A 13,516-nucleotide genomic window follows, 5' to 3' on the forward strand; every position below is an offset into this window, starting at 1 on the left:
TTACTATGTGAATAGTTTTATTCTAGCCCTATATTTCGATTAAGTGTATATTCGTAAAAGCGTTTTATACGCAGAACAAGAGGATATTTCTGGTGAAACAAGTACTGAGACTATCATGAAAAAATTAATTTATATGATACTTCTCATTACCTGTTTTACATTATTTGCTAAAAGTAATGACACAGCATCCATTACAATTTATGGAGTCGCAGGAAAAGTAGAGGCGAACGTTGAAAAACGATTAAGTGAATTACAAAAATTAAAACCACTCTCCAAATTCAGCCTAGAAGAATTGAATGAACAAGTAATTCAAGCGGTCCAACCTTTTGGTTATTTTAAGGCTGTAGCAACACTTCAAAGACCAAACGTTCAGCAGTTGATCATTACCATTCATCCTGGCCCACAAATCATGATTTCAGGGCTTACCATGGAACTCATTGGTGAAGGATCACATAATCCTATCCTGCGTGATGCAATAAAAAATGTACCCCTAAAACAAGGAACGCCCCTTTTCACGGAGCAATACGAACAAACCAAATTAAAACTTCTTGATAGCGCAGAAACGCAGGGTTACATGCGTGCTGGATTTCAGAAAAGTGAAATTTTAATCGATGAAGATAACTATACAGCAGAAATCACACTCATTCTTGATACTGGGCCACTTTATTATTTTGGCCAAATACAATTTAACCCTACATACATTAACCCTAAATTATTGCATCGTTTTGTTCCTTTTCATCCAGGACAAGTCTATTCAGGGAGTAAGATACTCAAATTAAATAATGATTTATCAAACAGTGGTTACTTTAGTTCGGTTCAGGTTAAACCACTAATTACAGAAAATCCCACAACTCCCGTGAAAATCTATACTGAACCTGTATCCAAATACTCTTATACCCTTGGTGCAGGTTATGGAACAGATACAGGACCTCGCGGTCGAGCCGCTTTGCATGTAGTACCAGTCAATAGCGAAGGGCATAAATTTAATCTTATGGCTCAAGGATCTTTTGTTCAAAATGCCCTGCAAGCCCAGTATGTGGTTCCCGGTAAAAATCCTGTGAATGATCAATATACTCTTACCGGAAATTTTTCGAATTTAAGCTACAGTGCAGGTTACAGTAATTCCTTTCTTATTTCACTGGCGCAACAACATCGTGTAACCAATTACCAACGTACTTTATCAGTAAATACCCTTTATGAAGGATTTCATTATGCGTTACAGCAAAATACAAAACAATTTCTGCTCTATCCCAAAGCAAGTTTCACCTTTAGCAAAACACAAGATCTGCTTTTTTCACCGTCCGGATATAACATCACTCTAAATGGCCTTGCTGCAAATCAAGCCCTCTTGTCGACTATTAATTTTGCCCAAGCTTCCGTGGATATGAAAGCTGCGATGCGGATTGAACCAATTCGTTTACGTCTTTACGGACACGCAATTCAAGGGGTTACTGCCATCAACAACATCAACCAACAACCTTTGTCACTTGCATTACTTTTAGGAGGAGCAGATAATCTAAAAGCATTTAGTTTTAATTCAATAGGTCCAGGCAGAGTCATCAGTTATGCTGGCTTTGAAATTCAAAAGGAAACTAAAAAAAATTGGTACCTCATTGCATTTTATGATGCAGGGGCTGTGTACAACCCAACTCCTTTAGTTAGTTATTATGATGCAGGCGGTGGGTTAATGTGGGTTTCACCTATAGGTCCAATTAAAATAGGATTGGCGCAAGAAATTAATAAACGGTGGCAGCGGAATAGCAGCAGCCCTCGATTGGTGATCAGCATGGGACCAGACCTATGAAGCGACTTCTGGTAAAAACGCTGCGAGTGTTAGTTAAAGTACTTTATATTTGCTCGTTATTTCTTATTTTATTCGGTGGTATTGCCTTATTCTTAGTAGGCACCAAATCAGGGTTGCGTACTGTAATTCACTTCAGCGGCTTATATCTCCCTGGTAGCCTAAAAATTCAACAAATTGAGGGTAGCTTATTAAATCACTTTATTGTGAGTGGAATCGAATATCAAAATAAAACACTTAAAGTTAAAATAAAACAATTGAATGTGCAGTGGCATCCTCACTCTCTACAAGAAAGCCAATTAATAATTGCAGAATGGCAAGGACTGCAATGGAATATAGAGCAAGACAAAATCATCGATAGTAAAAAAGGAACGATTACAGCAACCGGTGTCTTGCCTAATCTACAAATTGATATGCGCTCCCAAATGATTACTGCTCCTGAAGATCATTGGCTAATGAAGGCAAAAATTCGCGGAACTTTCCCTTGGCAGTGGACTTTTGATGCTAATCTAAATCCACAGAATAGCGCCCCCCAGAATGCTCGCTTGTATACCAATTTATCAGCTCGAGGTGAGATCACCGCCCACAATCAAGGAAATTTATTAGTCAAAATACGTCCTGGGTTTTATCATGAACCCAATAATGACGCCCTCCCAGTTCTTCAATTTAAAGGTGGCTCTTTAAAGATTCTCCTTTCACCTGAATCTCTTAAAGGTTCTGGTCTTTTAGCGATTGATGAACATAAAAATTTAAAACTCAAGTTTCAGTTACCTAAATTTGCCCTTGATACTGGCCTTAATGACGAGCAATCAATCAACAGCGAACTAGTATTGAAAATAAATTCTTTGGATTTTTTACAAAAAATTAGCCCCGAAATTAACAACCTCAAAGGACAGTTAGTTGCTTCATTAAAAGTAAGTGGTACTTTGAATAAAAGCAAAATCGAAAGCCAATTAAGATTGAGTAACACCCATTTCGACTTACCTAGATTAGGACTTTATATCGATGCTTTTGAAATAAACGTGCGTGGAAAAGAACGCTCTTGGGAGACAACAGGCTCAATAGCATCCTCGGGTCATCATTTATCGCTTACTGGGAAGGGAAAACTTAACTCCAAATTTATAGGTGATTTCGTATTAGAGGGAAATGATTTTCCACTGGTTCAAACCAGTGAATACAAAATTGACATTTCACCAAAACTCAATCTGCATTTCACTCCAACGGTACAATCCATCTCCGGTAACATCTTGGTTCCCTATGCAGAAATTAAACCTCGCTCATTCCATAACAGTGTTTCTTTACCCGATGATGTAGTTTACAAACGTAAAGAAAAACCATCCACTTCTTTTAATTTGTTTAATAGCATGGATATTGATCTCGAGATGGGAAAAGAAGTTGCAGTCAGCGTCAAAGGCTTAAAGGGTTATTTGGAGGGAATACTCCATTTAAAGCAATCACAACAAAGCTCAATTAATGCATTTGGTGAATTATCTGTGAGACAAGGTACATATAAAGCTTATGGGCAGGATTTAGCAATACAACAAGGACAATTACTCTTTAGGGGTGGTCCCATCAGTAATCTAGAAATTAATCTAAGAGCCGCGAAAAAAATTTCCACTACCTCAACAACCCTCGCGACTTCAACTCAACTTTTAGACTTTAATAGCTCTAACATGCAAAATATTAATTATGGGGAAACCATGATTTTAGGCGTTGAAGCAACCGGTCGGTTAACTCGTCCTAAAATACAATTATTTTCTGATCCTGCAACGCTTTCCCAAGCAGATATTCTTTCCCTGCTGGTTCTAGGTCGCCCTGCGAACCAAGCAGATAAAGCAGGTGGACAATTACTTCTCACAGCTATATCTTCAATGAATCTAGGTAGTAATACGAATAGTCTTCAACTTTTAGAACAACTCAAACAAACTGCTGGTATCGATTTTAATGTACAAACTAATACCAATTATAATCAACTTACCAATACCTCAAGCGACACAACCTCCTTTGTAGTAGGAAAATCTCTTTCAAAACGTCTTTATTTAAGCTATAACATCGGGTTATCACAAACAGATACGAATATGTTGACGCTGAGATACTTACTCAACCGATTTTTTAGTATCCAAATCAGCAACAGTGATACCAGTAGCGGTATTGATTTCTTGTATACCTCCAATAAGAAAATAAAAAAACGAAAACCTAAAGTAAAGGCGGGATGAGAACTACAAAGGCGTATTCTGAGTTATGTACTTTGCACACTTCACCCAGTCTCTCATGAGTTGTGTTAAAATACCTCGAACTTTTTGGGATCCGAGATCTTTTTAGACACAGAATGAACTATATGATTAGGAATTAATTCCATGACCGATTACAACATACCATTAAGATTAACTCGTTTAAGAAGTAATCCGATGTCGCGAGCTTTAGTTAGAGAAACACGCCTACATCCTCAGCAATTCATTGCTCCTTTATTTATCAGTGAAGTACTTAATGCCCCCCAAGAAATAAGCGCGATGCCTGGTCAGTTTCAATTAAGCCTAGATTGCATCCCTAAAGAAATTGAATTGCTTAGTTCCTTGGGTATTCCTGCAGTACTTCTATTTGGTATTCCTAAACATAAAGATGCTTATGGTAGTGAATCATTTAATAATGAAGGAATTATTCAAAAAGCGATAAAACAAATTCGTGCTGTGAATAAAGACATCCTTATTATTACCGATCTTTGCTTTTGTGAGTACACAGATCATGGTCATTGTGGTGTGCTTAATGAAGAATGCATTGATACTGAAAAAACCTTAGCGTTTCTTGCAAAACAAGCTCTAAGTCATGCGCAAGCTGGTGCTGATTGGGTTGCACCTAGCGGAATGACCGATGGAATGGTGACTGCGATTCGCGAAGCCTTAGATGCACAAGGATATCAGCATATTCCCATTTTAAGTTACAGTGCTAAATATTGTTCTTGTCTATATGGTCCTTTTAGAGAGGCAGCCCAAGGAGCTCCAAAATTTGGCGATCGCAAGGCCTATCAGATGGATCCTGCTAATGGATCTGAGGCCTTAAGAGAAACAGCCCTGGATCTTGAGGAGGGTGCAGATATGATCATGGTGAAACCTGCCGGATTTTATTTGGATGTTATAGCAAAACTAAAACAAAACTTCCCTGAAGTGCCTCTTTGTGCTTATCAGGTAAGTGGTGAATATTCAATGATTAAAATAGCTGCTCAAAATAAACTCATCAATGAAGAACACGCTATTATAGAAAGTTTGATTGCAATAAAACGTGCTGGAGCGGATTTTATTATTTCTTATTTTGCCAAAGATATTGCACGCTTGTTAAGTCAAAATAAATCATCGATATAAGATGCCCAATGCGACATTTATTCTTACAATAAAAGCCCATACTGAATGTGTCTATGAAACCTATGGTGATAGACACTTAGTTATTTTCCGATATACTCTTGATGGGTTTTAGATGTAGAAAAGCCGATTAGTTAGATCAATTTGACTGTTCACTAGCCATAGTGGAGAGGATAACAACTAACCAATCATTTATAATTAAACGGAGAAAAAGATATAATGAATTTAATATTTAAAGGTTTTTCAGCAGTAGCTTTAAGCATCAGTGCTTTATCCGCTTTTGCAAGTCCAACGTATTTAACCACGCATAATAATACTCCTGAAGAATCAAACGCTTATATAGCAGGCGTCCCTTCTGCATACCCAACTCCCGCCAACTCAACTCAACGAGTTTATTGGAATCTCGTAAAATTGGCCTGCTACGGACATACTACTGGTAGACAATGTTCTGCAGTAATTAAAATGGCCACCAATACATCCAATCCTGTAGAGGTTGGTGAGGTTCATATGGATCTTGATACTGGCGATATCACTCCAAAGTTTTTATCTAAAAACGGATATACCCTTACTGTAAATGGTCTTGGCGAAGCAACAATAACCAAAAAATAATTCTGAATTGGGTAGTGGGAAAACTCCCCAAAATCACAGAATATTTCATATAACAGACAAATAAAAAAGCCACTTGAAGTGGCTTTTTTATTTATTGGAACTACTTTTAAATAGTTATTTTGTAGGCGCTGGTGGAGCTTTATCAATAATCCATGTCAATTGAGCACCAACAAGATCTGCACCAAAATTACCGTCATCAACATCGACATTGTATACAGATGTTTGTGACAGAGCCTGTTCAGAATGAACATTTGGTTTATTACCAGCAAACAGATGAGTGTACCCTACATCAACACCAATATTGGGTCGCCATTGATAATGGCCGCCAACGGCGATAGCCCAACGATCCACGTCTGGTAAACGAATATTTCGATCCGTGTCATTAGTTGGAGTCTGATCATAACCCCCACCCACACGAAGCATCAACTTCGGATTTACATGGTAGTTTGCACCAAGCGCAACGCGCCAAGAATCGTGATAATTTTGCGGTACATTGCTATTAATATTTGCTTGCGTGACAGGGAAAATTGGTGCATGCCCAATATTTGGAACAGCCACATTATTCAATTGGATTTCTTTGAAAACCCCCCATCCTGTGTAAACAACAGATCCCAATAAAGCGAATCGCTCATTGATGTCTTGGTAAGCACTTAAAGTAAGTACATCAGGAAATTCTTGTGGGTTACTAAATAAGTCATTATTTGTTCTAGAAGTCGAAGGAGGTAAGACAGGGAAAACCAGATTAAATTGGTTGTTAGCCAATATTCCAGAGAAACGGCTATGTCCATAGAAAACATGTCTGACTCTGGATTGATAATTAAGACCTATACGGGTGTGATTGTCATTAAATATTCCCATCACCCCAACATGGAATCCAACACCCCAAGAGGACGCTTTGTTGTAACTTAAAGAGTCAACAGTCGCAGGATTTTCTCCAAGAATTTGAAATAAAGTCGGCGCACCAATTATTTGATTGAATTTAGCGCGAGACCATTGAAGATCAAGACCAGCTCCCAATGCAAAATTTTCAGTTAATCGAGTACCTAATTCTGGTGAAAAATTAGAAGTTAATATTTCGGTATACGTTGCTGAATAACGGACTGGAGAATCAGGAGCCCAATCAGTAGACAAACCAAAAGGGGCAGTAACGCTAAAACCGAAGGTAGTACGCTCACCTAAAGGAAGCGCGTAATGGAATGAAGGGACAAAACCATTATAACTCCCATCTACTCCTTCGAACTCTTGTACATATTGAACCGCAGAAGGAAACGGTGGAGGAAGACCGGTCGAAGTAGTAAAGGTACTAGTACCATCTAGTTTCATAGTAGGAAATATGCCCACACCACCAAAAACTACTTGTTGTTCACGAAGTAAAGCTAAACCAGCAGGATTATACCAACCGGTTGATGCATCAGCGGCTTCTGCAGCAGAACCAGCAGCATAGTTACCAACTGTATATCCGGTAGCTTCTCCATATAAAGAAAATCCAGATGCATGAACTCCACTAGTAGCCAGAACACTAAGAACAGCCGCATTAACCAGTGTTCTTAAAGGTTTGTGCATATTTTTCACTCCTTTTACTCCTCAAATATCATACTTCAAAAATTGAATAAAACACGTCCGCTAAAAAATCGAGTGTAACCTTTTTTCAAATCATTAAAAATACCTTTTTCTCATTTATATTCAACAGGTAATGAATATTAATCCATAGTGATCCAATTGAGCCCATCATGAACAATTAATGGATAAAATTAGCGATAGTTCTGTAATTCAAGTTGTAAGAACTTGTGTATCGACTCCTGTCCATGCTAATGTGTATTAATTTTGTGCGGAAATGAATCATGCAACAAATAGTAACTAAATTTGGTGGTACCAGCGTTTCAACTCGCAACAATTGGAATAATATTGTTTCCATTACCAAAAAGCATATGAGTTCCGGGGTGCAGCCGGTTATTGTTTGCTCCGCACTAACCCAAATATCTAACAAACTTGAAAAGGCTATTGAAGCTGCTTTAATCAATGAACACCAAAGTATTCTTACTGATATTCGTAATGGGCATCTTAATCTCTCTGAACAACTGGAAGTCAATCCTGAATTAATAGCAAAAGACTTACTTCAACTCGAACAGTGGCTCACTGGAATTGCCTTATTAAAGCAAGCTCCGGCAAAAACGCATGCAGAAATTTTAAGTATGGGCGAATTGATGATGACCCGCTTAGGACATGCATTTCTCGAAAACCAAGGAATTCATTGTAAATGGTTTGATGCACGTGAACTCTTAACCAGTACGCCCTTCCCTGAAGGTGGGTCTGCAAATTACCTCTCTGCTCGCTGTGACAGTGAATATGCTCCTGAATTAGTTGAAAAATTTACATCCTGTGGCGCTCAAGCCATCATTACTCAGGGATTCTTTGCTGCCAATCCCCAAGGCGAAACGGTCTTACTGGGTCGTGGTGGTTCAGATACATCCGCTGCGTTACTTGCAGGCAAGCTTCATGCCGCATCATGTGAAATTTGGACTGATGTTCCTGGAATTTATACGGCCAATCCTCATCAACTGCCTCAAGCCCGTTTATTGAAAAAATTAAATTACGATGAAGCTCAAGAAATTGCGACCATGGGAGCAAAAGTATTACATCCTAACTGTATTCCTCCGGTTCGGCGCGCCAATATTCCAATGTCAGTCAAATTTACTCAAATGCCAGAACACTCGGGAACACTGATTACTAAAGATATTGATGAAACAGCACCGTTAATAAAATCCATACAGATTAAAAACAGCATTTTATTGATCTCTATAGATACTTTGCACATGTGGCAACAAGTAGGATTTTTATCCGATGTATTTACAGCCTTTAAACACCATGGTTTCTCAGTAGACTTACTCTCCTCTTCCGAGTTTAACGTCACTTTATCACTGGATATCAATAGTAAAATACATGATCGACCAGCCATTAATGCGTTACTCGACGAGCTAAACCAATTTGGTCGTGCAAAACTTATTGAACCCTGTAGTGCAGTGAGTCTGGTAGGCCATCATATCAGAACTGTATTGCCACAACTTGGCCCAGCATTGGAAGTATTTGAAGCAAAACAAGTCTACTTGATGTCACTGGCATCCAATGACTTGAACCTAACTTTCGTGGTTGATGAGTCGCAAGCAAATCAATTATGTCAAAAACTTCACCACTTACTTATAGAAAATAATCCTCAAATTTTCTACTATTCAAAAAGCTGGCATGAAGAATTTGGCAAACCTTCGGCTCGCAATATTCCATGGTGGGAAAAAGAGCGCGATCAGTTATTAACCATTGCCTCAGTTAATTCACCTTGTTACGTTTATCACAGTCAAACCCAAGCGGATCGAGCGAAGCAACTACTGGCATTAAAGTCAATCGATACCTTATTTTATGCAATTAAAGCCAATCCTCATCCATCGATTTTAAAAACAATGGAACACGAAGGAATCGGTTTTGAGTGTGTCTCCATCCAAGAGTTAGACCGAGTACTAGAACTCTTTCCTAATATTGACCGTAAACGAATTTTGTTTACTCCTAATTTTGCTCCAAAAACAGAGTATGAATATGCTTTAAATATTGGCTGTTATGTTACTATTGATAGTTTATATCCATTAGAACGTTGGCCAGATTTATTTAAAAATCGCGATGTTATTATTCGTATTGATCCAGGTACAGGTGCAGGTCATCACAAACATGTTTCAACGGGTGGAAATGAATCAAAATTTGGTATTACGCAAAATGATATTGAGCATGTCGTCGCCTTAACTAAGAAATATAAAATTCAGGTAGTAGGGTTGCATGCACACTCAGGGAGCGGCATCCTCACTCCAGAATTATGGCAACAAACCGCTTTAATGCTCGCCTCGTTAACAGAGCAATTTCCACGGGTCAAATCCATTAATCTAGGTGGTGGGCTAGGTATCGTAGAGAAACCCGGCCAACAACCATTAGATTTCGAAAGTATGGATGCTTCGTTGATGGCAGTTAAATCACGTTATCCTCAAATCCAAATCTGGCTTGAACCTGGTCGTTTTTTTGTAGCAGAAAGTGGTGTTATCCTCGCCAAAGTGACCCAATGCAAAGAAAAAGGAAAGGTAAAATTCGTTGGGATAGAAACAGGTATGAATTCATTAATCCGACCTTCGTTATACGGTGCTTATCATGAAATCGTAAACCTAAGTCGGTTGCATGAAGAAAAGGCAGGTTTTTCTCATATAGTAGGACCCATTTGTGAATCAGGAGATACCTTGGGTTATGACCGATTATTGCCTGTAACAGAAGAAGGTGATGTGTTATTAATTGCCAATGCTGGGGCTTACGGTCGTTGCATGAGTTCCCATTACAATTTGCGCCCACCGGCACAAGAAATTGTTATCGACTAAAAATCCCCTCTCCCTATTGGGAGAAGGGATTTTCCCCTCCTTCTAGCGCTCAATAATGTACAGGAATAAAAATAATGCTAGTCGACAGTGATCAACGGAGCCAAGCCACTAATCCTTCCTTATCCTTTATCGTGCAAGCCCCAGCAGGATCGGGTAAAACTGAAATTCTGACCCAGCGCTATTTACGATTATTGAGCACGGTAACAGCGCCCGAGCAGATTATCGCATTAACATTTACTCGCAAAGCCGCGAGTGAAATGCGTGAACGTATTGTTGTGGCGCTTCAACAAGCAGCCCATAATAAAAAGGCCAAAACTCCTCATCAACAAAAAACGCTTGATTTTGCCCATGCAGCACTTCAGCGTGATGCTTCCTTTCAATGGGATTTGTTACAGCAGCCCAATCGCTTAAAAATAATTACAATAGATTCCTTATGCCAAAGCATTAATCAGTCAATTCCTCTCTTGGAAAAGCAAATTTCTTATTCACAAATTACTGAAAAGGCTGAAAGTCATTATTTAAATGCTAGTCGATGTTGTATTCAGTTTGCTCTGACATCCCCTGAATATCAGAATGCAATAAAAACTCTTTTGTTGCATGTTGATAATCGCCAGGATCGATTACTTGAATTATTCACAGTCTTACTCTCTCAAAGGGATCAATGGATAACTCCTTTATTTCAAGCACGTTCCCAAGAAAAATCGGCTTTCGAACATGCACTACTTCTTATAGAACAACATGAGTTAAAACGCTTTACACAAAGTGTGCCCCCACATTTGGCTCAGAAATTAACTCAATGTGCCCGGGAATTAGCAATCATAGAAAATGATTTTAATTCACCACGGTATCCACTAAAAAATTGGTATGATTTCCAACAGACCACCCAAGAGATTGCCGCCGCTTTAAGTAAACTCTTGCTTACAGGAGATGCAAATTTCCGTAAAAGTTTTGATCATCACGTCGGCTTGCTCAGTACCTCCTGCGCTCCTGATGAATATAAAAGACTAAAAAATGCCAGCAAAGAATTACTTAACGAACTCAATGAATATCCTGATTTTCTTGAGGCATTAATCCAAGTCAGTAATTTACCTAAACCCGAATATGATTTAGAACAATGGGACGTCTTACAAGCGCTGTTTTTGTTGCTCCCCCTTCTTGTAAGTCATTTACATGTTTTGTTTAGCGAACAAAATGAAATTGATTTCACTGCCATATCTCAGCAAGCATTGAATGCTTTAGGGGATGCAGAAAGTCCTACTGACTTGGCTTTGTATCTAGATCATACACTTCATCACATCCTAGTCGATGAGTTTCAGGATACATCAATTACTCAATTTGAATTGTTAACGAAACTCGTTTTTGGGTGGCAGGAACATGACGGGAAAACTCTATTTATCGTCGGCGATCCCATGCAATCGATTTATCGATTCAGACAAGCTGAAGTAGGATTATTTTTTCGCGCTAAAGAAGAGGGCATTGGGCCTGTTAAATTGAAATCACTTGAATTAAGCTGCAACTTCCGGTCAACACAAACTATTGTTAATTGGGTTAATAATCAATTCACCAATATCTTCCCCAAACAAGTTGATATAGAGTCTGGAGCCGTTTCCTTTCATTCAAGTGTCAATGTCATTCAAGATGAAGAATGCAGTGCAATTCGCCCCTTACAATTTAAAAATCGGGAACAAGAAGCAACAAAACTCATCGAAATCGTTCAATACGAATTACAAGCTCATCCTGAGCAAACAATTGCGATTCTGGTGCGCTCAAGAACGCAACTAGCTGAAATCATTCGACTCTTGCGCCAACATCAAATTCCCTATCAGGGTACGGATATTACTTTATTAGCCAATCTAGGTCATTTACGTGATGCGTGGTCATTGACTCAGAGTTTATTGACGCCAGCTAATCGTCTCTCCTGGCTCGCAGTACTTCGCAGTCCCTATTGTGGTTTGGCTTTAAGTGACATTCATGCCATTGCTCATTTCAATAAGAAAAAGTCGATTTACTTTGCCTTGTTACATTTAAATAAAATCCATGGATTAAGTGAAGAAGGAAAGATTCGCGCCGATTTTTTTATACGAGTTGTGCATAAATCTTTAACTCAAAGATATGAAAGCAAGCTCTCAGTCTGGGTGATTCAAACTTTAAAAGAATTGCATATGGATAATATCCTGAATGCCGCTCAACTCAACGATCTGGAGCAATTTTGGAGCTTACTTGATCGTTATGAACAAGATGGTCGTTTACCGGATCTTAAGGAATTTCTCTCGGAACTTAACAAACTCTATTCACAACAAGCCAATCCCTCTCGTTTACAAATAATGACTATTCATAAATCCAAAGGGCTTGAGTTTGATACCGTAATTTTACCTGGTTTGGGAGCGCAACCCAATCGTGGCGATAATCCGATGTTACGTTGGCTTAATTTACCGACTCAAAAACACGGCAATTTGTTACTCATGTCCCCTATCCAAGCGGCACACCAAGAACATTGTGCTTTATATGATTATCTAAGTCGATTAGATGGAGTTAAAAGCCATTATGAATCTCAACGATTACTCTATGTAGCTGTAACACGGGCAAAATCACGTCTGTATTTAATGGATCATTCTGAACGCTCTTCCAAAGCTTCATTTAGATATCTTCTAAAACATTTAGAATTTACTGAAGATACCCCCCTGCCCCTGACAGAAGAAACAAACGTGTCTTTACCCAAACTCGGACGTTTGCCCCTTGATTATTACCGAAATAAAGAATCTGAAGCGTTTGATGTCCGCCTCAGCATCAAGAATACTTCATCTTCCTTATCGACAAGTATCCCTAGATTAATAGGCATCGTAACGCACCGACTCTTGCAATGGATATGTGATCATCATCCGAAAAACATGACGGAAGTTCCTTGGAACCTTGCACGGTATGAATTACGAAAATTAGGTTTCGATGAAAAAATGCAACACGAGGCTCTTGCAAACATCCAAGAACAAATTACTAGGATGTTTGAAGATCAAATAGGACTATGGATCATTAGCAAGCATCATCAGGAGCAAAATGAATACGAGTTATTGGTGGAACAATATAATAGACCCATTACACGTATCATTGATCGCACTTTTGAGGATCAAGATAAACGCTGGATTATTGATTTCAAAACAGGAAAAGAAGATGAAACATCAATGATGAAACATCGACAACAATTGGACGAATACGGTTCTTATCTCACAATGCATACGGCTCTTCCTATTTATTGTGGTATTTATTACCTCTCCAGCAATCATTGGGTTAGTTGGGAATATGAGCCTGTCGGACTCACTGTTTGAACTCGAAAACTAATCCTATGAAATAAAACT

At 38.7% G+C, this 13,516-nt stretch carries 7 protein-coding genes; 6 read left to right on the forward strand and 1 reads right to left on the reverse strand.

Translation table 11 applies throughout. The annotated features are described in order from the left end of the window. Positions 1-115: 115 nt before the first annotated feature. The 4 genes from ACWTEW_RS18645 (at position 116) to ACWTEW_RS18660 (ending at position 5,763) form a co-directional block, all read left to right on the forward strand. Positions 116-1,804: an autotransporter assembly complex protein TamA gene (locus tag ACWTEW_RS18645; protein ID WP_454783152.1), complete on the forward strand. Its 1,689-nt coding sequence runs from the start codon at positions 116-118 to the stop codon at positions 1,802-1,804. Then, positions 1,801-4,017 (forward strand): translocation/assembly module TamB domain-containing protein, encoded by a 2,217-nt coding sequence (locus ACWTEW_RS18650; RefSeq protein WP_454783153.1) that lies wholly within the window; start codon positions 1,801-1,803, stop codon positions 4,015-4,017. The genes ACWTEW_RS18645 and ACWTEW_RS18650 overlap by 4 nt, the downstream gene beginning before the upstream one ends. A 141-nt stretch (positions 4,018-4,158) precedes the next feature. Continuing rightward, positions 4,159-5,157, forward strand: coding sequence for a porphobilinogen synthase (gene hemB, locus ACWTEW_RS18655; RefSeq protein WP_454783154.1), 999 nt, complete (start codon positions 4,159-4,161; stop codon positions 5,155-5,157). A gap of 216 nt (positions 5,158-5,373) precedes the next feature. After that, positions 5,374-5,763 (forward strand): hypothetical protein, encoded by a 390-nt coding sequence (locus ACWTEW_RS18660; protein WP_454783155.1) that lies wholly within the window; start codon positions 5,374-5,376, stop codon positions 5,761-5,763. A gap of 114 nt (positions 5,764-5,877) precedes the next feature. Here ACWTEW_RS18660 and ACWTEW_RS18665 read toward each other — a convergent pair whose 3' ends face one another. Beyond that, positions 5,878-7,335 carry an OmpP1/FadL family transporter gene (locus tag ACWTEW_RS18665; RefSeq protein WP_454783156.1) on the reverse strand — a complete coding sequence of 486 codons (1,458 nt, stop codon included), beginning with the start codon at positions 7,333-7,335 and terminating at the stop codon, positions 5,878-5,880. 269 nt (positions 7,336-7,604) lie between these two features. On the opposite strand from ACWTEW_RS18665, the gene ACWTEW_RS18670 reads away from it, so the two are divergent. Continuing rightward, entirely contained in the window at positions 7,605-10,166 is a 2,562-nt protein-coding gene (locus ACWTEW_RS18670) for a bifunctional aspartate kinase/diaminopimelate decarboxylase (protein WP_454783157.1), read from the forward strand. A gap of 74 nt (positions 10,167-10,240) precedes the next feature. After that, positions 10,241-13,486, forward strand: a complete 3,246-nt coding sequence (locus ACWTEW_RS18675) for a UvrD-helicase domain-containing protein (protein ID WP_454783158.1) — start codon at positions 10,241-10,243, stop codon at positions 13,484-13,486. The last annotated feature ends 30 nt before the right edge of the window (positions 13,487-13,516 follow it).

It is taken from the genome of Legionella stuttgartensis (genome assembly GCF_977063405.2).

Coding starts and splice junctions, on each gene's coding strand:
- hemB (WP_454783154.1), top strand. CDS start 4,159: ATGACCGATTACAACATACCATTAAGATTAACTCGTTTAAGAAGTAAT.
- ACWTEW_RS18675 (WP_454783158.1), top strand. CDS start 10,241: ATGCTAGTCGACAGTGATCAACGGAGCCAAGCCACTAATCCTTCCTTA.
- ACWTEW_RS18660 (WP_454783155.1), top strand. CDS start 5,374: ATGAATTTAATATTTAAAGGTTTTTCAGCAGTAGCTTTAAGCATCAGT.
- ACWTEW_RS18650 (WP_454783153.1), top strand. CDS start 1,801: ATGAAGCGACTTCTGGTAAAAACGCTGCGAGTGTTAGTTAAAGTACTT.
- ACWTEW_RS18645 (WP_454783152.1), top strand. CDS start 116: ATGAAAAAATTAATTTATATGATACTTCTCATTACCTGTTTTACATTA.
- ACWTEW_RS18670 (WP_454783157.1), top strand. CDS start 7,605: ATGCAACAAATAGTAACTAAATTTGGTGGTACCAGCGTTTCAACTCGC.